The organism is Chryseotalea sp. WA131a, assembly GCA_025370075.1.
GTDB lineage: Bacteria > Bacteroidota > Bacteroidia > Cytophagales > Cyclobacteriaceae > ELB16-189.
Genome location: CP073016.1, coordinates 1,589,917 through 1,614,423, shown reverse-complemented (window position 1 = coordinate 1,614,423; position 24,507 = coordinate 1,589,917). Strand labels below are relative to the sequence as shown.

The window sequence follows — 24,507 nt, the reverse complement described above, 5'->3', positions numbered from 1 at the left end:
TGAAATTATACCCTTTTAGATAACACTTTGCCTACTGGCGTATCGGCTTCCACTGTTATCAGCTTTCCATTTTGATAAGTGTAATAGGAATTTTTCTTGTCGGGTGTAATCAACTGGTATTTGCCAGCCCCCATTGCTTTCAGTTCTAGTTTTTCGGCATACATATTAGAAAATACGGAGGTGATGCCCTTGGGCTCATTGAAATATAAATCGACCATGCAAATCGTAATGTCTAGGTTTTCGATCTTGCTCTTTTTCCCATTGCGCTCACGTTGGTAACTCTTGCTGCCTATTTTTTTTACATGCGCATGCACGTCTTCCGACCCGCGGTTAGCGTGGCGATAGGCAGTGCCTTCAATGAGAACATTGTTTTCTTTGATCACCTTCACCTCTGATTCCACATGCACCGACACTACCAATATCTTGGTATCCGTCTCCGTTTTTAGATTTTTGATCGACTTGGTTCCGGTTTTTTCTTCAATAGCCTTGACGATACCAATTTTCTTTCCTTTGAAACTGACTTCAAAAGCGATTTCTGTTTTTTGAGCAACGAGGGAGCTAACGATTAAGATACTAAGAAATGTGCTCGCCAATGTTTTCATAACTTCTTTTGGTTTTTATTGCCTTGAAATTAGAAATTAATTAACTAGTTTGAAAGCTGAACATTTGTACTGGGTTGTTTGTAAAAGAGCTAAAGATGAAAAAGGTAACTGTACTAATGCTGGTTCTGTTCTTCTTGATCAGTGTTTCTAATGACGCGTTGGCTTGGGTGTATCCGGAGCACCGAGAAATTGCTTTAAGGGCAATTCAAAAGCTAAATGCTGAGCAACGAGCGCTTTTTGATCTATTATGGGCGGAAGCAAGAAGAGGATACGAAGGTCGCCTCACGCTTTCGGTGATTGATACAACTCAATCGCTTGCACCTACTCAACTTGATTTTGCTTCGTGGCCGGCAATTGCGGGTGACCACAGTTGCTCACCAAAAGATATGCTCCAATCGGTTATTCATGCAAAGTGGATTTTGAAAGTGGCTGATATCGCAGCTCGCCTCGATGTTAATTTAAAAAAATCAAAAAATGAAAGCTGGTATTCGAATGCAATACGCGATTCTGACATCAGATTACAACGTGCAGATATAGACTACGCCACAAGAGCGGGGTCAAACAATGTGCACTTTTTGTTGGCACGGCACCAAGTTGAGCTTGAACTTGAAAAGTACTTGAGTGAATGTTTGATGAAAGGTGCGCCCTTGAATGCGGTGGCAGCGTACGCGTGGTTTCATCAGTCGGCTTTGGGGAAAGCCCAGCGGTATGCAACGGAAAACTTATCGACTGATCAAAAGTCTGCACTTGCTTTAGCCAGCCTTGCAGACGAAGCCTTTGCACTTCATTTTTTGGAAGATGCTTTTGCTGCTGGTCATATTGTGGGTACTTGGGGTAATGCTTCGCAGCGTAAAGGAACCCATGATCACTATAACGAGCATGGCGTTGAAATTCAGACTTGGGAAGGAAAAAAAATGGTAGCGAAAGGAGACGCCTACCTCCGTTCGGAAGATGCAGAGATTGCTGCTGCTGCAGTGCAATTGAGTTTAATACAACTGATTAATGCGGCAAGCGGAATATTGCTGATTGACCTTGAACCAATGGTTGTCGGCCCAACTAGCGAGCCAGACACATTAGAAGTTTGCAAAAACAATTTTTTGCCTTCCAGAGATTTTTCGCGAGAGCTAATCAAACAAGTAGTATTGAAAACACCCATTCCAGGTTTGGCTACCGGAGAAGGCGCACTGCCCCGGTTTCGCGCAGAACTTGGTTTATTTATGGGTGCCTCTACTTCGCTTAATATATCTTCTGTTTTAAGTGGCTTTGGGAAGTCACAAGACCAAGGCGGAGGAATTGGAGGATTAGAGGCCAACGTAATGGTTGGTTACGGATTAGATGGGGTGTTAAATCAATCAGGTGATGGATTGATTTTTCTTCAATTGGGTTGGCGACAAGATGCCCCTTCAACACATCAATTCCTTAACCTAGATCAGAATTATCCGGCTACATCAATTACATCAGTCATTCCCGGTCGCTCTGCCCATAACGTTCGGTTGCGTCTTCCCTTTTGGTTGTTGCCTGGTGATTTGTTGGTGGCAGGCCCAATTCTCGCTATCACGTCACCAAAAACATTGCAACGAATGGTAGTTGCGGCAGCGAATGGAGGTGGCATTCCATGGCAATCCGGCATTCGCACCCCAATTGGCAGGTTTCAGTTTGTATTAGGCAGAGAAGTTGGAGTGTCATTGTATGGATTAAACTCCACCGCAGACGCACTTTTTGTGCCAGATGCTGCTGGCAATCTTACTATCTTAACTTATCGTTCAACCAAACTTGATTTTCCTGTGTTGGAGTATCGTCCCCTTCGCTCCTTCTCGCAAGATCAAAGCTCTATCTTAAAACTACAGTTTTCATTCGGGGTTGATTTGCCCTATAAGGTTAACGTGATCGCGCCACTCGGCCAACCGCCAATGGAACTTAGACCAGTGTGGCATATTACTACCCGAATAATTTTTAATTGGAGGCACTATTTCTAAAGTGCAACGTCATTCTCTTTTATTCTTCGGAAAATCAAAAAACAAAAGTTTGCCACAGCCCCAATCCGTTTTGCTCCATTTATCTATTTTCAATTGGGCGGCAACTATTCCGGCCGTAGGAATGTTTACAATGTGTTCGTTCAGTAAGCGATTTGCAAAATCAGTAAGGCCTGGGTTGTGGCCAAATAACAACACATTTTCTTCGTTATCGCCCCTTCTATCTTTTAAACTACGAACTGCCTTTAGAATTTCTTCTTCGCTGGCGTGATAGAGCGATTGGTGTTCGATGATTTTCTTCTTATCAAAACCCAGAACGTCACAAATTATTTTGCAAGTTTCAAGTGCCCTCATAGCAGGGCTCGACACGACAATATCTGGCGTAATCTTTTTTTCTTTTAATCGTCTCCCCATTCGGGGTGCGTCTTTTTCACCTCGCTCATTCAAGGGTCTATCAAAATCATCCAGGTTGGGGTCATCCCAACTGCTTTTGGCGTGCCGAATTAGATAGAGGTTTTTCATACTGATAAACAAATTTAGTAAAACCTGATTCTTAAAAGCGTGAACTCTTAATCATTGAAATACTATCTTTGCCCTGCATGGAGAAACGGCCCCTTAGAAAGGAAATAAAATATACCTCGCTGTATTACTTTATTCGCTTTTTGATTTTTTCCTCTAACATCGTTCCCCGCAAGTGGTGGATTCGATTTTGTGGATTTCTCGGACGCATCGCCTATACCTTTTCTCCGCAACCACGAGAGCGAGCCATCCTCCACATGGGCATGGCGTTTGCCAGAGAGAAGTCAATGTACGAAGTGGTAGCCTTGAGCAAAGAAATGTTTGTCATGCTCGGAAGAAATGCAGGCGACATACTGCGTTCATTAAAAGTGAAATCTCTAGCTGATTTAGAAAAATTTCTCACCACCCACGGTATTGAAAATTACGAGAAAGCTTATGCCAAAGGCAAGGGCGTTATGTTTCTTACTTCTCATTTGGGCGCATTCGATTTGCAAATCACTAACATGGCCTTGAGGGGGTTAAAGCCTAACATCGTTGGCACCGCATTAAAAGATGAACGGTTAAACGATTTGTTGTGGGATTACCGGAATGCATTTGGGGCAATCGCTATTGAGCGCGGTAAGGAAAGTATTCGGTTATTTAAGGTGCTGAAGTCGGGCGGGTCCATTGCCATCTTGATTGACCAAGACACAAAAGTGAAAAGTCGGTTTGTCAACTTTTTTGGAATGCCGGCATCCACGCCCATTGGCGCAACCATTTTAGCAATGCGAACAGGGGCAGCTGTTGTTCCAACTTATATTTATCTTGATGAAAATTTCCAGCAGCAAATGCACATCTTGCCTGAGATACCTTTAGTAACCACAGGAGACGAAGAAACCGATTTAATCACCAATACACAGTTATTCACTGATTTTACAGAGAAGATTGTTCGCGCGCACCCATCGCAATGGGTGTGGATGCATGAGCGCTGGAAAACAAAGGCAGGCGAGGAGATGAGGTAAAACTTTACCTTCAAATCTTTCATCTTAAGCACAATAAATACATTTAACATATGGTTAAGGTTTTAATTGTAACCTTTTGCCTGTTTTTCAAGTATCAACGTCATACCCATCAAACCCATGAAGCTAAACCGAACACTATTCATTGCCGTTGGAGTTGCCCTAGCGCTAGTGATCGCATTTTTCATCTTTAGAGGGGCAAAAGCTGGAGAAACGGCTGATATTCTTGCCACTGTGAAGAAAGGTGAATTTCGGGTGGAAGTAGAAACCACCGGTGAATTGGAGGCAAAAAACTCAGTAAAGATCATCGGGCCAACCGGGGTTATTCAATTTCAAATTTGGGAAGTTACGCTACAAAAAATTGTGGATGAGGGGACAATTGTAAAAAAGGGAGATTGGGTGGCAACACTAGACCGCTCTGAATTTCAGACAAAGTACAACCAAAAGAAAATTGACCACGAGAAAGCCCAATCCAAATTTGTTCAAACCCAACTCGATACAACTTTGCTCATGCGGCAATCACGTGATGAGTTGATTAATCTAAAATACGGTGCAGAAGAGAAGGAGATAATTTTACAGCAGTCGAAATTTGAGCCACCCGCCACTATTAAGCAGGCAGAGATTAATCTGGAGAAAGCCAATCGGGCCTATCAACAGGCTTTAGAAAATTATAAAATCAAGAAAAACCAGAACGTGGAGAAAATGCGCGAGGTGGGTGCTGAGTTGCGCAAAGTGCAAGCAGACTTTGATGGGATGAATAAAATCTTGGAGTCATTTAATGTACTCGCACCCGAAGATGGAATGGTCATTTATTCGAAGGGTTGGGATGGTAAGCCGATTAAGGAAGGGTCGCGCATAGGCATGTGGGAGCCAACCGTGGCTACGCTCCCCGATCTTACAAAAATGCAATCGAAAACTTTTGTGAATGAAGTGGATGTGAGAAAAGTCAAGCCAAGCCAGAAGGTAACGATTGGATTAGACTCTGACCCTGATAAAAGATTGAAAGGAGTGGTGACCAAAGTAGCCAACGTAGGCGAGCAGAAACCTAACTCTGACGCAAAGGTTTTTGAAGTGTTGATAGAGATTGATGGAACTGACCCAGCGCTGCGCCCATCCATGACTACTAGTAATAAAATCATTGCACAAGTATTGAACGATGTAATGTTTATTCCATTGGAATCTTTGCATGTGCAATACGATTCGATTACGTATGTTTTTAGAAAAGATGGAGCGAATATTAGTAAGCAAGAGGTAATTGTTGGAGAGACCAATTCAAATGAAGCAGTGATAACAGCAGGCCTTCAAGCCGATGAAAAAGTGTATTTGTCGGTGCCTACTGGAATGGAAAATGATAAAATTAGTTTATTGCCAGAATTAAACGGGAAGCGAAGAAAAAAAGAGGAAAAGGATGTTCCCACAACAGAGCCTGTAAAGGTTGTTAGCAAAGTCAATTAGAATCATCCTCAATTTGAAGCAGTATCGAAATTGACCCAAACTTTCATTAAAACTGATTTGTGAAACTTAAAAGCATTGTAACCCCTCGCTTGCTGGCAAATTTATTAATTGCCATTGATGCAGTAATTGCCAATCGAATTAGGTCACTATTAACAGCACTCGGAATTATTTTTGGAGTGGCAGCCGTGATTGCGATGCTTGCGATTGGTAACGGAGCACAACAAGAAATTCTTAATCAAATTAAGCTAGTAGGTGTAAATAATATTGTGATCAAGCCGATCATTGAGCAAAAAGATGAAAAGGTGAATGAAAAAGTAGGCAAGAAGGAAAAGAAGAAATTTTCACCCGGGTTGACCGTGCGTGATGTGCAAAGTATTCACGAGACAATACCTACACTCACTCAGGTAAGTCCTGAAATTATATTAGACACCTATGTTATTCGCAATGGTTTTAGGCGATCTGCCAAGTTAGTAGGGGTAGATCCTGCCTACTTTACTATTTATGATTTTCAGTTATCGGATGGTGCTCTATTTAGTGAGGAACACCGAAGGACAGGTTCGCCCGTTTGCATTATCGGTTCGGCATTGAAGAGTCGATTTTTTCCAAAAGAAAATCCAGTCGGTAAAACAATGAAAGTTGGTACGCATTGGTTAACGATAATAGGAGTTTTAAAAGAGCGTACTGTTTCGCAAGCGAGCATCAATAAGTTAGGCATTCGAGATTTTAACATGGATGTCTATGCTCCGCTTCAAACCGTTTTGGTTCGCTACCGCAATCGCGATTTGGTTACCACAGAAGGCATCCGATTAGCCGCGATGAGAAGCCAAGGGAATTCGAACGGAAATGCACAAAACGCAAGCACAGAAAATGAACAAGAAAAGAAAAATTACCATCAATTGGATCGATTGGTTTTGCAGGTAGACCAAACGCAGAAACTGCAAGCAACGGCAGAAGTTATTTCTCGAATGTTAAAGAGACGTCATTACGATGTGGTTGATTATGAAATTGAAATCCCCGAACTACTTCTGAAGCAACAACAGCGAACCAACGATATTTTTAATTATGTGCTTGGCGCCATTGCGGGTATATCCTTGTTGGTGGGAGGTATTGGTATCATGAATATTATGCTCGCATCGGTGCTGGAGCGTATCAAAGAAATTGGTTTGCGCCTCGCCATTGGCGCACGTAAGAGCGATGTGGTGCAGCAATTTTTATTTGAAGCCGTGATGATCAGTGTGAGCGGAGGGATTATTGGTGTTGTGTTGGGTGTTGTATTTGCCTACTTGGTTTCATCCTTCGCCAATATTCCTACGATTATCAGTTTTACTTCTATTGTTTTATCCTTTGGTGTAGCTGCCACCGTGGGCCTGATTTTCGGAATCGCGCCTGCACGCAAAGCCGCCCAGCAAGACCCAATTGCATCGTTACGTTATGAATAAAATTATTTTTCTTTTTTTGTTGGTAGGCTCCCTGACGGTTCACGCCCAAAACAAACTTACAATCGAAGATGTGATAGCGCGCGCGCGCGCTCAGTCTCCTTCTTCTAAACGAACAGAAACAGCAAAGGAGACGAGGTATTGGGAGTACCGTACTTTTAGGGCACGCTATAACCCCCAGTTAGCAATTAGTGGGAATGCACCTTCTTATAGCTTGAGTTATGTGCAGGTTGTTCAACAAGATGGTTCAAGATTGTTTCAACCTATTAACCAAACGAATTCGTTAGTGAACGTGGGTTTACAGCAGCCGCTTCGGTGGACCGGTGGTACTATTTCCGCAAATACAAATTTCAATTACTTTACCGACATCGCGAGGGACTCTAAACTGTGGAGTGGAAATGTTTTTAATATTAGATTGGACCAGCCCATTTATGCTTACAATAGTTTTAAATGGGATCGGCTGACTTTGCCGTTGAAGTATGAGGAGTCAAAGAGAGAATTTGTCGAGCAGTTAGAGTTTATTTCTCAAAACGCCTCGGATCTTTTTTTTCGGGTGATTGCCGCCCAGATTGATGAACAAATTGCACGATTTAATTTAGCCAACAACGACACCATTTTTAAAATTGAGCAAGGTCGCTATAACATCGGCACTACCTCACAAGATAAATTGTTGCAGGTGGAATTGCAGCTGCTCAAGTCCAAGCAAGACGTAGCCGCAGCTCGAATCAACAAGCAAAATGCTAGCCTGCTCCTGCGCATTTATTTGGGTCTCAAGAATGACGAGGAATTTGAACTCGTACTTCCAGAGACAGTTCCCTTACTCGAACCTAATTTGGACGAGGCTCTTAGATATGCAAAGCTCAATCGAGCGGCTTATGTTTCATTTGAGCGAAGACGACTGGAAGCAGAGAGCGAAGTGGCAAGAGCCAAAGGCAGTCGTCTCGCAACAACGTTGGTTGCTTCTTATGGCCTTAATAATGTTGGGCTAGTTGTAGGCGATTTGTACAACAACCCGCAGCAACAACAACAATTCAATGTGGGCTTCAATATTCCTGTACTCAACTGGGGAAGAAATAAAGCAACCATGCAAACAGCTTATGCAAACAAAAAACTGAATGACTATACAATTGCACAAGATGAGGTGAATGCCGAACAGGAGATCATTACTCAGGTGCGTCAATTTGAGCTACTTCGCCTTCAGATTGAAATAACGAAGAAGTCAGACCAAGTAGCGCGCGAGAGATACAATGTGGCACAGAATCGTTATTTGATTGGCAAGATCGATATCACAAATTTAAATATTGCACTAACCGAAAAAGACAATGCTAAGCGAAGTTATTTGGAAGCTTTACGCACCTACTGGTCTTCTTATTTTAATCTTAGAAGGCTAACGCTTTTTGATTTTGCCACCGGAACGCTGCTGTACACGCCTGACAAGTGAATGCACTAAGGAGCGAATTTTGAATTAAAGTAGTATCTTTTCAGCAAGATCAAAAGGTATGAATGGTTCGCGCACAATTAAATTATTGATTTTACTGATCGGTTGGTCTTGTGCCAGCAAGACAATCAAGGAAGAGGATCCTCAGACACTGCGAGTAGAAATCCCAGCAACTGAAGTGACCACTGTGTTGGCCAAGAGTTCCCGTTTTGAATATTTAGTTCGCGCATCTGGCAAAGTGCAGTCTTTGGTGGATGTTCAAATCCAAAGTAAGGCAGCAGGGCTGATTGCTGCCATCAATACCAATAATGGAAATTTTGTGACAAAGGGTGCAATACTTGCTGAACTTAATAACGAAAAGCAGAAGTTGGCATTTGATAGGGCAAACATTCAACTACGAGAAAAGCAAGTTGCTTACAACGATCTGATCATTGGATACCCAAACAATGCTGATACTGTTAAATTTAAGAAGGCAATTGAAAACATCAGGGTTACCAGCGGACTGGCAACGGCTGAGATTGGTTACAGGGAAGCAAAAATGGAATTTGAGAATACATTTATCAAAGCAACGGTTTCTGGTATTGTTTCTGACTTGGATGTAAAGCAAGGCGGCACTGTTACAGTGGGTCAAGTGTTATGCCGCTTACATGACTCCAATAGTTTAGTGGTAGTTTCGCACGTTTTAGAGGCAGACGCTTTAAAACTAACTGCTAGTAGTGGGGCAGAAATTATAACGCTTTCAGAGACGGGCGACATACTAAAGGGCATAGTCAGCGAGGTCAACCCACGCGTGGATGAGAAATCAAACTTAGTTAAAGTAGTGACGAAGCTACAGAAGAATAAGGATCTATTGCCGGGCATGAGCGTGCAAATAACTTTTATAATACCCTACAATAAAAACATTATTGTGCCCAAGGAAGCAGTGGTGATCCGTTCTGGCAAGCATGTTGTTTTTACGGCAGAGAGAGGATTGGCTAAATGGAATTATGTAACCGTGGGCAGAGAGAATGGAAAAGAGATTGAAATAATAGAAGGATTAAAAGAAAATCAAGCAGTAATCATCACTAACAATTTGCAGTTGGCTCATGATGCCCCCGTGAAAGTGCTATGAATTCTTTCCGACAAAATACCAATATACCAACGGCACAAAATACAAAGCCGTAAAGGTACCCACGACTAAGCCACCGATGGTAGTAATCGCTACCGGCCGCTGAAGGTCTGCACCCAAGCCAGAAGAAAAAACAATGGGCGTGATGGCCAACACATTGGTGCAGGTATTCATCACAATAGGCTTGAGGCGGTCAAGCCCGGCTTGTCGAATAGCTTGTTCTAAGGGCAGCCTTTCTCTCAGCCGATTTATTCGATCTATCTTTAAAATCGCATCGTTGTCCAGCACACCCAATACTACAATCAAGCCAATGCCCGACATGATATTCAGCGTGCCTCCGGTAACCCACAACAATAGTAAACTTCCGGCTAAACCGAGTGGGAGAGTGATCATCACTAGAAAAGGTTGCTTTAAAGATTCAAACTCGGCCGTTAATATAACATACATTAGTAATACTGAAATAAGCAGTATGGTGGCAAGCTGTTTGAAGTTCTTTTCATTTTCAAACCACCGTCCTGTGAATTCTACGATCACATCCTGTGCTTTTGAAACAGCCTGTAACCCGTCATTAATTTGAGATAAATTTTGCACCTCCTCTATCCCCACAGATTGAAAAATGCCAGAGGCATCGGCCGTGATGTATTGGTAGCTCTCTCTAAACTCCACCTCCATTAATTCCTGAATGGGATATTGGATCCCCTGCGAGGATGGCACTCGAAGGTTTTGAAGAGCTTCATTAAAATCACCATCAAAAGGCTGAAAGACTACTGGTAGTACTTCGCCAAAATCCTTAAAGTCTGTGATCAGGTATTCACCAAATGATAGTTTTAACTTTTCGATGACTGTTTCGTAGGCAATGCCATACTGTTGCAGTTTTGTGAAATCAATATGCAGAAAAGCCATGGTCTCTTTTTCAAAACCCTTTCTCGCTTTTCCATTCACGCTTTTCAAAGTGCTGTTCAATAAACTATCTGCCCGCAAGATCGAAAGAGCCCGTTTCGATTTTAAATCGCGGAAGCGAGCTTCCAGCAAAGGCTGATCAGAGGTAAAGAGTTGCTCGAAGGCATTGGGTGCATTGCGCAATTGAGCTGAGGCCAAGGGATACCTGAATTGAAAATATTTTTTCAAGGCCTCATCGCCTTTTGCTTTTTCCTGCCGGTTAGTGTAGGCGAGATAAATTTCAGCATGCTGTGCCGAATAACTTTCGCGGCTCAACAAAAACTGTTGGTAGCCCACTTCGGCTTCGGCTATTTTAAAGAGTGCTTTATTTTTGGAAATAAGTTCATCCACACGGTCGCGGCACTCCTCAGCCCCAATGGGTTCATTCCAGTCAACGGAGATCACCGTTTCTTTCCGTTCAATTTGTGGCAAGCCTTCTTTGGGCAACGTGATGGTCAAAACAATGGCAGTAGGAATTAAGAGAGACATCAAAGCCAAGCTCACTTTTTTGTGCGACCATACCCATTCAAAAGATTTTTTATAAGCGGATTTCATAGCCAAAAAAAACGAACTGTCCTCGCGCGAATCAAAAGGTTTGTTCTTAAAAAACAACAGATAGAGCAGTGGCACTACCAAGAAAGTGCAAAGCAGTGAAACCGAAAGGATGGCCGCAACCGAAACGGCCTGGTCGTAGAACAAAGCGCCCGTGATGCCACTCAAAAAAATAAGCGGAGTGAGCACCACCAAGTTGGTGAGGGCAGAGCTGATCAACGGAGCAATCACTTCTTGCGTGCCCGCCACGCAGCTATCGAGTAAAAGGTTGCCCTCTCTTCGCTTCAGCATGATGGAGTCGATCACTACAATAGAGTTGTCCACCAACATGCCAAGCCCCAGCGCCAGGCCGCTGAGCGAAATCACATTGAGCGAGATATGGAATAGTGCAAAAATGGAGAACGCAAGCAAAAGAGAAAGCGGCAGCACAATGCCCATGATCAACGGCTCGCGCCAGCCACGCATAAAAAGAAATAACACGCCAAAAGCAATCAGCCCGCCCCATATTAATGACTGCGACAAATTTTGGATGCTGAGTGTAAGCAGCAGCGATTGGTCTTGTGTGACATCAAAAGCAACCTGGGGGTACTCTATCCGGAACTGCTCCACGGCTGCGTATAATTTGGGCATCAGCTCTGGCAGGCGCGCCTGTGCTTGCTTGTGTACGGTAATAACGATCCCTTCTTGCGATTGAAAAATATGAAAGCCCATTTGCCTGGCCGGCTCTAAGTACACGCGCGCTACTTGTTTTAGCTGCACCGCTCCTGAGTTGCCAGGAAGTTTTACGGGAAGCTCTTCGATTTCTTTTGGACTGCGCATAGGTGAGGCCAGTTTGAGAAAGTAGCGGTAGTTGCCATCTTTCACCGAAAGCGAACCGAGCGCCAGGTTTGAGTTTTGTATGATTTGAATAACATCTCTGTCTGTAAGGCCGAGGCTTTGCATCACTTCTTCATTGGGTGCAATGCGGATCACGCGCTCTTGTGTACCGTTTACATCCACTACACCCACCCCTTCCAATTGCTCCAGCCTTCGCTTCAGCACCTTGGTCACCAGTTCTGATGCGGCCAACAAATCAATCTTTAACTTGGGCACCACCTGTATGCGTGCCATGGGTATGTCTGCTGTGCTAGACTTGATCACCGTGGGGCGTTCTACATTGCGCGGCAACAGAGGAATGAGGCGGTCTATCTTTTCGTTGGCTTCTATGTAGGCCAAGTTCATCACGGTGCCATACTCAAACCGCAGCGAAACTTTGCCAGTTTCATTTTGCGCCAAGCTTTCAGTTGCTTTCAATCCACCTAGCGTAAGCATACCTTCGCGGATAGGCTTCAATAGATTTTGTTCAATCTCCTCGGGACTGCCGTTGGGATATCGCACCGCCACCGTTATCTCAGGCACATCTAAAGCTGGTAGTAGTGATACGGGCAGGTTTAGATAAAGTAGCACACTGAGTGCAAGGGACACCAGTAGCGTCATACTTACGGCAATGGGGCGTTGTAGCAGGTAGCGGAGCATGGCGCGAAGGTATTGATAAAATGGAGATCATATTAATCTTCAATTTGGCTGTGAAAAGTGCCTTTCACCGAAACCCGAAAATATTTATCGGTAAAAATTTTGCAAAAAAAAAAAAAATAGGTTTAGTTTTATCTCAATGCCCGTGTGGGCAGTAACTAAAACCAAAAATTTTATGAAAAAAATTCGCTTTATTATTGTTGCTTCGTCAATTGCTGTTTTCGCTACGTTTGCAGCAGTTACTGAGGCTTCCGCCTTGAGAGTTCTAGACTACACTTGGAATTGCGTAGGGTGCGGTGGTGATTGTCTAGATGATGTTATTGTTAAATCAAGATTTCAGTAACGAAGTGTAAATTAAAACCTTTTGATGATTATCATCAGAAGGTTTTTTTTAACCGTTCAATATGCTAAAAATAAGGAGGTCTCTTTTTTTGTTATTGCTCACGTGTTTTTTATTTGCTTGCAATAAGGCTAAAAAGGAATTGGGCATTTATGATAAATACGAGTTAATTGAGCATCACAAGATGAAATTTCCTCTAGATGCCCAAACTTCATATCGCACTTTTTTTGCCAATGTATACCAAGATTCCTCCCACAGAGACCTTCTAGTTTTTCTATCGCAAAATAAGCCCTCGATTCAATTTTTCGACATGGCAAGTCAAAAACTATTCAAAGAAATTAATTTGGCAATAGATGGGCCAGATGGAGTTGGGGAACCGACAGGACTGTTGACGATTTCAATCGATTCAGTATATGTAGTTTCGTCATCTCAATATAGTGTGTCATTAGTTAACAGTAGTGGCAAATTATTAAATTCTTACCGCTTACTTACTGGCACGACTTACAATGAAAATACTGGTATGCTAAGACCGTACACTATTTCCGTTCCTGTTAAGTTCAATGATTTGATCTATTTTAATGTCGCACCCGATAGAGATGTTTACAAGCCGTCCTACTTTCAAGGCTCAACGAATGTATCACTCGATTTGTCAAGCGGAAAATACTTTTACTTCAATACCTATCCTGATGAATTCAGGAAGGGGGTATGGGGGGTTGCTTCAGTAAGCTATTCAACCACATTTAACAAGGATTACCAAAGATTCATCTATTCTTTTGCCATTTCAGATAGCTTGGACATTTTTGAGCCAAAATCTGGTAAAAGATGGAGACGGTTCGCGGGTAGTAGGTTTATCAATTCACGAATCTTGCCCATGAGTAAACCTGACAATAGTCATGATCTAGAGTATGCCCTGGAAACCCCATACTATGGTGGAGTGATATATGATAAATTTCAAAATCTATACTATCGTTTTGTAAGGCACGCCATCCCGTTTAAAAATGAAAGAGGGGAAATCAATGGATTTCATGAAAAGCCTATTTCTGTAATTTTATTAGATAAAGATTTGAAAGTTATTGGCGAGACGATGCTACGGAACAATGTTTTTCTTGATTACATTTATTTTGTTACAAAAGACGGCTTGTTTATTTCTGAAGGGAATCCTGAAAATTCAGAATTAAAAGAAGACATTGCTGCATTCACTTGTTTTAAGGCAAAACAGATAGAAAAAAAATGAGGTACAACATCATACTTTTATTAGGCGTATTAACTTTTTCATTTGTCTTCTGCCAACATCAAAGTAAGGATCAAGATAAGGACATCTACTTTTTGATGAAAGAATTAAAAATTTCAGAGAAGGGTACGAATGCAATTATCGTTTTACCATTGGATGGTTGCAATGGATGCGTTGATAAAACATTGAATTTTTTGGATGAGAATATAGGAAATAAGAGAATAGCTTTCATTATCACAGACAATGGAACAAAGAAAGCAAGATTGCTGCATTTATACGATCGAGAAGACGAGAAAATAGTACTTGATAGTACGGCTAGAGCCAGGAAATTTGGCATAGTTAGATTTTATCCAGTATTATATCATTTGAATGATGGAAAAAGTACAAGCCTTGAATTGGGGGGATCTATTATTGATAAGGCACTTAGTGAATTATAAAAAGCTAACAAAATAGTAGCTAGTATGATTTTGTCGAATGAAACAAAAAAATATGTGAAGTTTTTCCTTTTCTATACTGGTATCCTTCTTTTTTCTGGATGTGCAAAAGGCGACAAGAGACCTGATAAAGCTTTGCTAGCTTGCAAAAATTGTGAAGAGGTAATTTTTGGAGCGAGTGGGTTGACTTTGCTGCCAGATCATTTTGCAAGGTATCCAAATGGCTCAAAAGGGATTCAGGAATTTATTTCGACAAATATAAATTACCCGGAACTTGCTAAGAAAAAGGGTATACAGGGAAGGGTGATAATAAGCTTTAAGGTAGATACTGCAGGTAGTATAGTTGACACTAAATTAATTAAAGGTGTAAATCAAGAACTCGATAAAGAGGCTCTTCGAGTAGTGAAATTGATGAGCGGCTGGTATCCTGCAATAAAGGATGGTAAGTATGTTGCTATTGAATATAAATTGCCGATAGTGTATTCGTTTTAGTTACTTTTTTTACATTTATTAAAAGTCCACGAAATCTAGGTTTCAATAGATTTTGCTCAATCTCTTCGGGGCTGCCGTTGGGATAGCGCACGGCCACGGTTATCTCAGGCACATCTAAGGCGGGTAGTAGTGATACGGGCAGGTTTAGATAAAGTAGCACACTGAGTGCAAGGGACACCAGTAGCGTCATACTTACGGCAATGGGGCGTTGTAGCAGGTAGCGGAGCATGGCGCGAAGGTATTGATAAAATGGAGATCATATTAATCTTCAATTTGGCTGTGAAAAGTGCCTTTCACCGAAACCCGAAAATATTTATCGGTAAAAATTTTGCAAAAAAAAAAAAATAGGTTTAGTTTTATCTCAATGCCCGTGTGGGCAGTAACTAAAACCAGAAATTTTATGAAAAAAGTTAAAATGCTGCTAGTTGTAAGTGTATTCATTCTAGGTCTTGTTTCCTTTGTCTCACCTATCAACGCCAAGGCAGACTGCCCAAATGGCTGTCTGGATAATGGCGGTGGTTGCTGGTGTCATGCATGGTACCCATGCCTAAGAGAAGCTGGTGGCGGTATTGCCCTCCAATGATTGATGGTGGCATAATAGTTAACTCAAATAAGCGAGTTAACTATTATTTTTTCAAACTAATTGGTCGTGTCACCTAAAAGCAGATTTCCACAAATAAGCTCGAATTATGAAAAAGAGATTTGTATCCAACATGCTCATCGTCCCTAGTATGCTGTTGTTTCCGTTATTGTGCATTAGTTGTAAAGACCAAGAAAAAACAGAAAAATTTCAATCCCATCGCACGAACATACTAGATGTTGAAAAAGAACTTACGAATATCAATACAGATATAATTTTAGGGAGTCCTTTACTTTACATCATAAGTGATTATTTAATTGTTTTGGATATGAAACCGAGCACCAACAAAGGTATTCACCTCTTTAACAAAAACAGTTTTAAGTATGTTGCTAGTACTGGAATAATGGGCGATGGCCCTGGTGAAATAATTCGATATGGGAGGATTGGCGTAGACAATGATAAGCAGATTTTCTGGGTACCTGATCATGGTAAACAAATGTTGATGAAGTTTCCCTTGGATTCAGTTTTACAGAATCCAAATTTTAAACCAACCACAGGGCTTTCACTTTTAAATGATTTGTTTATCGAGCGCTTTGAATTTTTAGATGATAGCATTGTGTTGGGCAAAGCGGTAAATGTATTGAGCAGCAGTTCATATCAAATGGTAATGGCAAAGCTCAATACCATTTCTAACAGGATAGACAAGTATGGTTACGAACAACCGGAATCAGGTGGTAAAAAGTCGAATTCATACTTTGCATTGTCAAAGCCTCATAATTTTTATGTTAACTGTTATCTTTATTGTGACTTGGTTACAATTTGCGATTTGAAGGGTAACCTTCGATACAATATTTATGGACCAGACCGTATGGATAACAAAGAAAATATGAATACATACTTTACTGGCGTTGACCTATTTAAGAACATTATTTTTGCTGCCTACATAGGAGATGCAGGCATAGTTTTTAATGAGTTCAAAAGGCAAGAGGGAAGCTTGCCTACCAAGTTTTTAATTTTTAATCAAGCGGGAGACTATCTAAATACTTTTGAGACAAAGCATAAATTTAGTTCGTTTTGCATTGATGAAGCCAATAGCAGAGTAATTGCTCATTATATGGACAGGACTAATCCGCTTGCATATTTTACATTCGATTCAAGTTTGGCGGTTGCTGATAAATGAAAATAGAATCATTTTTAAATTTAGTTTTATTTTATTGTATTGTCGGTGGGCTTATTTCGTGCTCTGACAAAAAGAAATCGGTTAGCTATGAAGCGACTAGGTTAACTGACACGCTATTGTCTAAGTCGATTTCTTTTCCTAAAAAATTTCCCATTCTTGGAGTTACGCTACCTTACATCCATGATTCCATTATGCACGAGATTTTACAGAGTAAAAAAATAATATCTGTGATTGATGGTACATGTATGGCTTGTATAACCGAACAATTAAACGCATTGGATAGCTTATTCAATACTATCATGGAGGATAAGAATTGTAAAGTGATTTTTGTTATGAATTTGAAAAAAGTCGACTCTGTATATTTTATGCTAAATTTAAAGCCAGCTATTCGAGCGAAGGGTGTGATTTTTTTAGATGATGAATATCTCTTCGAGAGAAGCAACAAAATTCTCACATCGCATTCGCATTTGCGAACTTTTATGACCGACATCGAAGGTAAAATTGAACTGTATGGAAATCCATTAATGGATACTCAACTTATTCTGCTATATAAGAATAAGTTAAAGTAATTAACCAGTTGAAGCCCCACTTGATCCGTGTCCCACAAAGTCATGGGTGATTCATTTTTCCAGAAAAAGCACATTTCACTCTATATCAGTAGTTTGAGGTTACCTCTAAGCTTAATCAGGCGAAGGCAAAGTGATTTCATCGCTGGGGTAAAAATATTTATCACGAAAAATTTTGCAAAAAAAATAGGTTTAGTTTTATTTCAATGTTCAAAAGTTGAGCAGGATAAAACAAAAAATTTATGAAAAAAGTAAGAAGAGTACTTGGAATTGCTGCGGCCATTTTATTCTTAAACTTTGGATCAATCTTAGCTTGTTCCGGAACCTACTATGTTCCAGAAGGTCAGTTAGCGGACTACATCAGAGATGCAAACAGAAACTGCCCTGCGGGATCGCAAATGACCTTTATACTTATTTGATTGCTTTATTAAGTGTAGAATATTGAAGCCAATATTCTACACTTTTGTTTGTTTAATACTTACACAACATGTTTCGATTTCTATCTTTATGTTTAATAATTTTATTTGGGTGCAATCAAAACAAGAAATACGATTTCAACCTACTGGGTAGTGAGATAAAAATACCGATTACTCACCAACAACTTGCTTTTTATCCAGTGGCAACAGTTTTACAAACTGATTCTGCTGAATTGTTTTTGGGGTATAACTATGCTTATAATACCATTGATTTTTTTGATTTAGGAAAATCCATTTTTTTGCGATCAATAAAAATTGCCAACGAAGGTCCGCAAAGTGCCACCAATTTATCACAATTGTACGCAGGGAGGAATTTTATAGTGGCGTCTTCGCCACCCCTCGTTTATAAGATAGACTATAGTGGTGCAATACTAAAAAGATACAACTACGATAAGTTTGATGGAGGACTAAACGGCTACACCCTCGATCCAGATATTCAGATATCCAATTTTAAACAACTCTATTACAATGAACAAAATGATTATATTCTGAAAAACCTTTTTAGTGTTGCCAAAAAGTTGGATGATAAATTCTATTCAGAATCGCTGTTATTCTGTAGAGTTTACTTAGGCGAAAGTAAAATTGAACCCGTTTTTGGAAACTACCCCGCAGCATTTGAATCTGATGTTTTTTTTGGAGACTTGGATACCCCATACGGTTTTTATACAGATGACTCTTTGATCTACAATTTTCCGGCTCTTTCAAAAATATTTATACATACGAACAATAAAACAGTAGAGAAGGAAATAAATCCTACGACAACGCCTGCCCAGTCGCCATCAATAGCGAAAAGCAAGTACTCAGATATTCAAGAAAGATTGCGTCACTACCTTACGTCTCCACAATTCTTTGGAGTTGTCAAACACAGTGAGCTCGGGTTTTATTTGCGAATGCATAAAGGCTACACCGAAAAAATTGGACTTGATAACTCCAAAAATTATCTCATGTTCATTAGTAGAAGTTTAAGAAAAAGCTATGAAGTTCCAATTAGTGAAAAATTTAACCCAATACCATTTATAGTTAAAGGAGGCATTTTGTTTCAACAGAAGCCCACGGAATCAGAAAATATTTTGAGGTTTCAGAGATTTGGCTTGGGCAACGATTTATTAAATTACTTAATGGCAAAGAATTAGTTTGCTGCTGTCCTTATTGATCCATATATAATGTCAGGTTCATTATGGTGCCATACTCAAATCGCAGCGAAACTTTGCCCGTTTCATTTTGAGCTAGGCTCTCGGTTGTTTTCAATCCGCTCAGCGTGAGCATAGCCTCACGTATGGGCTTCAATAAATTTTGCTCAATCTCTTCGGGGCTGCCGTTGGGATAGCGCACGGCCACGGTTATCTCAGGCACATCTAAGGCGGGTAGTAGTGATACGGGCAGGTTTAGATAAAGTAGCACACTGAGTGCAAGGGACACCAGTAGCGTCATACTTACAGCAATGGGGCGTTGTAGCAGGTAGTGTAGCATTGTGCGAAGGTATTGATAAAATAACGGTCATGTTAATCTTCAAATAGACTCGGGAAACATCATTTCATCGAAAACGGAAAATATTTATCACGAAAAATTTTGCAAAAAAAAAAAATAGGTTTAGTTTTATCTCAATGTTCAAAAGTTGAGCAGGATGAAACAAAAAATTTATGAAAAAGGTTAAAAATTATTTCATGGTTTTGATCGCAGCTATCGCGACTCTGGGTGTTGTTACGTCAACAACTCAAAAAGCGCAGGCGCAGGGTGGTGTAGAAGATACTTGGTCCGCTTCAGCTGGGGACTGTGTTGGATGTCCCACCGATTGTTTAGATACCATAGTTATAAGTTTTCAATGATTTTGATTGGCACTTGGTATCCAAGAGCCAATTTACTTTCCGTTTGGCATGAAAATCGTCAACCTCTCCGTCTTCTACCTGAGTATTTTAGCATTTGCGTGTTCTTCAAAAAATAATGAGAAACAAATCACAGTAAGTGAAATTGATTCCGTACACTTAGTTAAGGCATCTACGAAAATCTTTGCTCTTGACTCAGCCACTAGTTATCAAACCCTGTTCATGTCCGTTTATAAGGACGGCATCAATGGTAAGCAATATTTGCTTTATGAAAACAGGATAAAATCAACCATTCAGTTTTATGATTACAATACCGGTGTTTTGTTCAAAGAAATAGCCTTGAAAAAAGAAGGGCCGGACGGGGTAGGCAACATAAGGGGCTTCTATGTGAAAACGATGGATTCTATCTATGTCATGAGCTCAAAGTCATATCAATATATTTTGATCAGTGGTAGAGGAACCGTCTTGAAGCGATATAAGCTTATAAACGGAAGAAATGTAAATGATTGGTCAATGCCTGCAATCTATACTTCAACACCGCCAATCTTGCGCGATAACAAGTTTTATTTTGTGGCGTACCCTGAATCGAAGCCATATGAGAAAAATAAGCCTGTCTTAACGCTCGATCTTAAGGATACAACAACTAGCCTTTTAGGAAACTATCCAGATGTTTACCAAAACGGTGGCTATTGGGGTCTATTCGTAATCGTTGCTGTTTCGCAAACTTACACACCTCAGCACACGATACTTTATTCATTCGGAGCTGATCCATATTTATATGAGACTGATTATGGTAGCCTTAAAAAAAAGCATTTTGCAGGGAGTAGGTATTTTAATAAAACGCAACCTTGGGATAAAAAATTTTCTGATGGCTCCGAAGCTGGCGATGTGGTTACCGATGGTTTTAAAAATATTCTTTACGATCCCTATAGAAAGGTTTACTATCGAAGTACTTGGTTGAAGTTGCCTGAGTTGAACAGTAAAAATGAGCGTAACACTCTTTGGAACAAACCAATCAGCGTTATCATCCTTGACAAGAATTTTAAGAAAGTGGGCGAAACACTGTTGGAAGAAAATCTCTATGACTTTAGGAACTGGATTGTGACCGAAGAGGGTCTTCTGATCTGCAACTCCAACCCTAACAACCCCGATATTGAGGAGAACAAACTAAAGTTTTCGGTTTTCAAATTAGTTCCCCAAGAAGAATGAAACGAGTATGCTACTGCTGCCTCCTTGTCCTGCTACTCGTATCTTGCAGCCATTTGCAACAGCGAAATTTTGAGGAACAAGACGAGGCACTTTCAAAAGCATTAAAGACGTTAGGAAAGGAAGGATTAACGGCCACGACCACCCATGTGTTGGTAGTTACCTTGCAAGGATGTGGTGGGTGCACGTCACAGATACTTTCGCACTACAAACAAATAGTAACTTCAACATGGCTGGTGGTTTTTTGTGCCAATGACCCGGTTATTGCGCGGGGCTTGCTTAGCAGTCACAGTATTCCGGTATCTGGTGCTGTTATTGATACTCGGGACGTAATGATCAAGAACAGATTGGTAGACCACGCACCGGTAGTTTTTAGGGTAAAAGATAAAAGGATTGTTTGCCGCTATGATTTAGACCTTGAAAATTTTGCCGAAAGCATGGAACATATCAAACATGATAGTTGGTAATAGGTACGAACTAAGGCCGGAGCAGGGGTTAAAAAAAGGGAGATACTCCAAACTTTACAAAGCAAAGGATAAAAAAACTGGCCTGTGGGTGACAGTCAAGTTTATTGATGAAAACCTAAGCGGGCTTCATTCAGAAACTTTTAAGGGAAAGTGGAATCTTATTAAACACCCCAATTTGTTACGTTGCCTCAGCTGCTTGAATGAAGTGATTGATCTAGGTGATGGGAACCGGGAGTATCTTGTTATAGTAAATGAATATCTGGCAGGTGCACCAATTAGCCATCATTATGCTAAGTTTGAAAACGAAGCTTTTTTTAAGGAAATCGTATCAGAGATTCTCGCGGGCTTTGACTTTCTCCACGGCCTAAATCTGGTTCATCGAGATATTAAATGCAGTAATATTTTTTTGTGCAATGAGGGGCGTGGATTATGTGCAAAACTTACCGATATGGACATGGTAGGCGAACAAGGGCAAAAGCCGACACACTTTATTGGCACGCCCGAGTACAGTGCCCCAGAAGTTTTTTTGATGAAGCCTCTAAATGAAGGCAGCGATTTTTGGTCCTTAGGTTGCGTGCTGTATGAATTATTCACCAAGGGCCTTTTGCCATTCGGCTCACGTTTGGATGTTGGTGGCCTGGATATGCTCAAAGAAAGAATTTTGGGCGGTACCTACAACAAAGGTACCTTATCGTCTCGTCAAATTGCGTTGACCGATTTGCTCTTAGGCAAAGATGTGGCTATAAGAATAACGGATTCAAAGAAGATCATCGCGCAGTTTGAATATCTCTTTATTACCCGTTAAGACCACAAAAATTTTGAAAATTCGTTGAGTGTAAAAGACGTGAGTGGTGTCATGCTTACGGCAATGGGGCGTTATAACAGATAGTGCAGCATGGTGCGAACGCACTCATAAAATGGAGATCATATTAATCTTCAATTTGGCTGTGAAAAGTGCCTTTCACCAAAAACCAAAAATATTTACCCTAAAAAATTTTGCAAAAAAAAAAAAAATAGGTTTAGTTTTATTTCAATGTCTAAAATGGCAGTAACTAAAACCAAAAATTTTATGAAATTGAGACCTTATTTAGCTGTTGTGCTCCTTTTTGCGATGATTGGATTATCAACTTTTGCCTATGGTTATTGTGTTGATAGAAAAACTCCTGATAGGCCAAATTATGGACACTGCACATACGAAGGCAGGTATATGTGTTTACCAGGGGGATATACTTGTGATGGGGATGGAAAGCTTTAGCCACCAAAACAACTTAAGTGAGTGCAAAATCGAAAATTCGAATTTGCACTCATTTTTTTATATTGATACTGGTTGTTGAATCTGCATATAAAATATTTAGTATGCATTTTGAATAACAAGAGTTTTCCAATGTTACTTTAAGTTTAACCTATTCCTTGTTGTTTTATGTCACTGTTAAATTTTAGATTTTTTTCTTGGATTGCCGCAGTAATGTTTGTTTCTTTTCTAGGTTGTTCAGAGCGCGTAAATGAAACCAAAAGTATCCCTATTCTAGATTCCTTAGATTTAGCAATAGTTAAAGAAGTGAAATTTCATATCGACACCTCTACTAATTCTTCCATCTCTTCTATTACTACTTACCCAAGAGTAAATCCAAAATACTTCATTATTTATCATACTTTTCAAAGTAGTGCTTCCATCTTTGATTTACAAACGCGTAAATTGCTAAAAAAAATTTCATTTCCAATTGAAGGCCCAAATGGTGTTGGAGAAGGTATTAGAGGAATGTATTTCCATAACTTTGATTCGATTTTTTTAATAGCGATCTTAGAGCAAAGAATATTTATGGTCGATAGTGCAGCTCGCCTAAAGAAGAAATTCAACTTGGCTAATGATAAAGTTTATGCCATGATGGGGACAACCTATTCTACTCATATTAAAAATGGATTGATGTATTTAACTGGGTATCCAGTTTCTCAACAGGCCGTCAATTCATCTGATTTTTCTGACTTGATTTTGAATCTGAGTAATGGGCACTTAATATCTCGTTTTAATTTATCAAAAGAGTATGACCGTGGTTTTTGGGGCTATCACAATTACATGAGAATAAAATCGAGCTTTGACGCGGAGGGAGATAATCTCATATTCTCTTTTCCCAATGATGACTACGTATATGTAAGACAAGCTGATGATAGCATTAGAAAATATTTTGCTGGGTCTTCCAAATTCAGAAAGTTAAAACCTTTAGCAAGCAGGTACTTTGAAGACAATGAGAAAATTTATAAACATGCCGCAAATCAGGGGTCTTATTCTGGTATTTTTTATGATCGGTGGAGTAAACTATTTTATCGAGTTGGGTTCAATCCAATAAATAAAGAGTATGAATCCCCAGCCGACACCCAACATAATCCTTCTTTAATAATACTGAATAAAAATTTTTTGAAAGTAGGAGAATGGTCGTTGCAAAGTGGAGAATATGATATGTCCTCAATATTTTTAACGCACGAAGGACTACATATCTTCAATCAGAAAAAGTATTCCTTAGATGAAGATAACTTAACTTTTGATGTATTCCGTCCAAGAAAAAAGTAATGCCACGAGCTAGAGAAATATTTTTTTTATTTTTGTTTCTTTCATTGATTGCGGGTTGTAAGTTCAAAGACAAAAAGGAGCTAGGTGCGCTGGAATTTTGTCGTCAATTGAATATTGATTATTGCGGCAAAAATGTTGTTATGATTCCATCAACGGGGTGTGGAAGTTGCATTTCGGCAGCTATTGATTTTTTGAAGTTACATGGTAACAGCAACAATCACGTTTTTGTTTTTGTTGAAATTGGTGATAAAAAGCGGGTGAGATTTTTGCTAAATGGATATATGAATGAATCAAAGATACATCTTGACACTCTCAAGCTATCAAGAAAGTATGGACTTTCTAGCGAGTATCCTGTAGTTTTAAAGACAAATCATTGTGAGATTGAAGAAGTCATCATTGCTGATTTGAATAATAAAGGCATTTGGGAAGCACTGTAATCAGCTAAATTTACAAATATGCACACTGGATTGATGAGATTATTGTTTTTAATTAGCATAGAAGGGCTATTGACAACAGATCTTTTAGGTCAAGAGGATTCGGCATATACCCACCTTCATAAAAGTTCAAAAACTATCGTTAGGTATAAATTCGTACATAGAAACGATAGTACTTTT

The 24,507-nt window shown here is 40.1% G+C and carries 26 protein-coding genes; 21 read left to right on the top strand and 5 right to left on the bottom strand.

From position 1 onward, the window contains the following. Window positions 1-5: 5 nt before the first annotated feature. Window positions 6-602, bottom strand: a complete 597-nt coding sequence (locus tag KA713_07185) for a hypothetical protein (protein UXE68353.1) — start codon at window positions 600-602, stop codon at window positions 6-8. A gap of 95 nt (window positions 603-697) precedes the next feature. Between KA713_07185 and KA713_07180 the strand changes: the two genes are divergently transcribed. Further along, complete coding sequence (locus KA713_07180; protein UXE68352.1) at window positions 698-2,578, top strand: hypothetical protein; 1,881 nt, start codon at window positions 698-700, stop codon at window positions 2,576-2,578. Between the two features lie 9 nt (window positions 2,579-2,587). Here KA713_07180 and KA713_07175 read toward each other — a convergent pair whose 3' ends face one another. After that, complete coding sequence (locus KA713_07175) at window positions 2,588-3,097, bottom strand: histidine phosphatase family protein (GenBank protein UXE68351.1); 510 nt, start codon at window positions 3,095-3,097, stop codon at window positions 2,588-2,590. A 77-nt stretch (window positions 3,098-3,174) separates the two neighbouring features. Between KA713_07175 and KA713_07170 the strand changes: the two genes are divergently transcribed. From KA713_07170 to KA713_07150, 5 genes are all read left to right on the top strand, one after another. Then, window positions 3,175-4,095 (top strand): lysophospholipid acyltransferase family protein, encoded by a 921-nt coding sequence (locus tag KA713_07170; GenBank protein ID UXE68350.1) that lies wholly within the window; start codon window positions 3,175-3,177, stop codon window positions 4,093-4,095. Window positions 4,096-4,212: 117 nt separating this feature from the next. Then, window positions 4,213-5,547: an HlyD family efflux transporter periplasmic adaptor subunit gene (locus tag KA713_07165; protein UXE68349.1), complete on the top strand. Its 1,335-nt coding sequence runs from the start codon at window positions 4,213-4,215 to the stop codon at window positions 5,545-5,547. A gap of 74 nt (window positions 5,548-5,621) precedes the next feature. Further along, complete coding sequence (locus KA713_07160; protein ID UXE69064.1) at window positions 5,622-6,986, top strand: ABC transporter permease; 1,365 nt, start codon at window positions 5,622-5,624, stop codon at window positions 6,984-6,986. Further along, entirely contained in the window at window positions 6,979-8,424 is a 1,446-nt protein-coding gene (locus KA713_07155) for a TolC family protein (GenBank protein ID UXE68348.1), read from the top strand. Before KA713_07160 ends, KA713_07155 begins: the two co-directional genes overlap by 8 nt. 58 nt (window positions 8,425-8,482) lie before the next feature. Beyond that, window positions 8,483-9,532, top strand: a complete 1,050-nt coding sequence (locus tag KA713_07150; protein UXE68347.1) for an efflux RND transporter periplasmic adaptor subunit — start codon at window positions 8,483-8,485, stop codon at window positions 9,530-9,532. Here KA713_07150 and KA713_07145 read toward each other — a convergent pair. Then, window positions 9,527-12,535 carry an efflux RND transporter permease subunit gene (locus tag KA713_07145; protein ID UXE68346.1) on the bottom strand — a complete coding sequence of 1,003 codons (3,009 nt, stop codon included), beginning with the start codon at window positions 12,533-12,535 and terminating at the stop codon, window positions 9,527-9,529. The two genes, KA713_07150 and KA713_07145, sit on opposite strands and share 6 nt — an antisense overlap. Window positions 12,536-12,707: 172 nt before the next feature. Between KA713_07145 and KA713_07140 the strand changes: the two genes are divergently transcribed. From KA713_07140 to KA713_07125, 4 genes are all read left to right on the top strand, one after another. After that, a complete protein-coding gene (locus KA713_07140; GenBank protein ID UXE68345.1) occupies window positions 12,708-12,875 on the top strand; it encodes a hypothetical protein in 168 nt (55 codons plus the stop codon). Window positions 12,876-12,936: 61 nt separating this feature from the next. Continuing rightward, a complete protein-coding gene (locus tag KA713_07135) occupies window positions 12,937-14,106 on the top strand; it encodes a DUF4221 family protein (protein ID UXE68344.1) in 1,170 nt (389 codons plus the stop codon). After that, window positions 14,103-14,540: a hypothetical protein gene (locus KA713_07130; GenBank protein UXE68343.1), complete on the top strand. Its 438-nt coding sequence runs from the start codon at window positions 14,103-14,105 to the stop codon at window positions 14,538-14,540. Before KA713_07135 ends, KA713_07130 begins: the two co-directional genes overlap by 4 nt. 24 nt (window positions 14,541-14,564) lie before the next feature. Then, window positions 14,565-15,029 carry an energy transducer TonB gene (locus KA713_07125; protein UXE68342.1) on the top strand — a complete coding sequence of 155 codons (465 nt, stop codon included), beginning with the start codon at window positions 14,565-14,567 and terminating at the stop codon, window positions 15,027-15,029. Here KA713_07125 and KA713_07120 read toward each other — a convergent pair. Beyond that, a complete protein-coding gene (locus KA713_07120; GenBank protein ID UXE68341.1) occupies window positions 14,992-15,258 on the bottom strand; it encodes an efflux RND transporter permease subunit in 267 nt (88 codons plus the stop codon). The genes KA713_07125 and KA713_07120 overlap by 38 nt on opposite strands. 171 nt (window positions 15,259-15,429) lie before the next feature. Between KA713_07120 and KA713_07115 the strand changes: the two genes are divergently transcribed. The 5 genes from KA713_07115 to KA713_07095 all read left to right on the top strand — a co-directional run bounded on the left by KA713_07115 (window position 15,430) and on the right by KA713_07095 (window position 18,964). Beyond that, complete coding sequence (locus tag KA713_07115; GenBank protein ID UXE68340.1) at window positions 15,430-15,612, top strand: hypothetical protein; 183 nt, start codon at window positions 15,430-15,432, stop codon at window positions 15,610-15,612. A 106-nt stretch (window positions 15,613-15,718) separates the two neighbouring features. Then, on the top strand, window positions 15,719-16,789 hold the full coding sequence (locus tag KA713_07110) for a hypothetical protein (GenBank protein ID UXE68339.1): 1,071 nt from the start codon (window positions 15,719-15,721) through the stop codon (window positions 16,787-16,789). Window positions 16,790-16,905: 116 nt separating this feature from the next. After that, a complete protein-coding gene (locus KA713_07105; protein ID UXE68338.1) occupies window positions 16,906-17,358 on the top strand; it encodes a hypothetical protein in 453 nt (150 codons plus the stop codon). Between the two features lie 239 nt (window positions 17,359-17,597). Continuing rightward, entirely contained in the window at window positions 17,598-17,774 is a 177-nt protein-coding gene (locus KA713_07100) for a hypothetical protein (protein UXE68337.1), read from the top strand. A 68-nt stretch (window positions 17,775-17,842) separates the two neighbouring features. Beyond that, window positions 17,843-18,964 carry a hypothetical protein gene (locus KA713_07095; protein ID UXE68336.1) on the top strand — a complete coding sequence of 374 codons (1,122 nt, stop codon included), beginning with the start codon at window positions 17,843-17,845 and terminating at the stop codon, window positions 18,962-18,964. Window positions 18,965-18,977: 13 nt separating this feature from the next. Here the strand turns inward: KA713_07095 and KA713_07090 are convergent, their stop codons facing one another. Further along, a complete protein-coding gene (locus tag KA713_07090) occupies window positions 18,978-19,301 on the bottom strand; it encodes an efflux RND transporter permease subunit (GenBank protein ID UXE68335.1) in 324 nt (107 codons plus the stop codon). Between the two features lie 170 nt (window positions 19,302-19,471). Between KA713_07090 and KA713_07085 the strand changes: the two genes are divergently transcribed. The 6 genes from KA713_07085 to KA713_07060 all read left to right on the top strand — a co-directional run bounded on the left by KA713_07085 (window position 19,472) and on the right by KA713_07060 (window position 24,330). Then, the gene (locus KA713_07085; GenBank protein ID UXE68334.1) at window positions 19,472-19,657 is read left to right on the top strand and encodes a hypothetical protein; all 186 of its coding nucleotides are present in this window, start codon (window positions 19,472-19,474) and stop codon (window positions 19,655-19,657) included. Between the two features lie 6 nt (window positions 19,658-19,663). After that, complete coding sequence (locus tag KA713_07080) at window positions 19,664-20,863, top strand: DUF4221 family protein (GenBank protein ID UXE68333.1); 1,200 nt, start codon at window positions 19,664-19,666, stop codon at window positions 20,861-20,863. A 53-nt stretch (window positions 20,864-20,916) separates the two neighbouring features. After that, complete coding sequence (locus KA713_07075; GenBank protein ID UXE68332.1) at window positions 20,917-21,327, top strand: hypothetical protein; 411 nt, start codon at window positions 20,917-20,919, stop codon at window positions 21,325-21,327. Beyond that, a complete protein-coding gene (locus tag KA713_07070) occupies window positions 21,314-22,132 on the top strand; it encodes a serine/threonine-protein kinase (protein ID UXE68331.1) in 819 nt (272 codons plus the stop codon). The genes KA713_07075 and KA713_07070 overlap by 14 nt, the downstream gene beginning before the upstream one ends. A 615-nt stretch (window positions 22,133-22,747) precedes the next feature. Next, a complete protein-coding gene (locus KA713_07065) occupies window positions 22,748-23,893 on the top strand; it encodes a DUF4221 family protein (GenBank protein UXE68330.1) in 1,146 nt (381 codons plus the stop codon). Between the two features lie 32 nt (window positions 23,894-23,925). Next, on the top strand, window positions 23,926-24,330 hold the full coding sequence (locus tag KA713_07060) for a hypothetical protein (protein UXE68329.1): 405 nt from the start codon (window positions 23,926-23,928) through the stop codon (window positions 24,328-24,330). Window positions 24,331-24,507 lie beyond the last annotated feature (177 nt).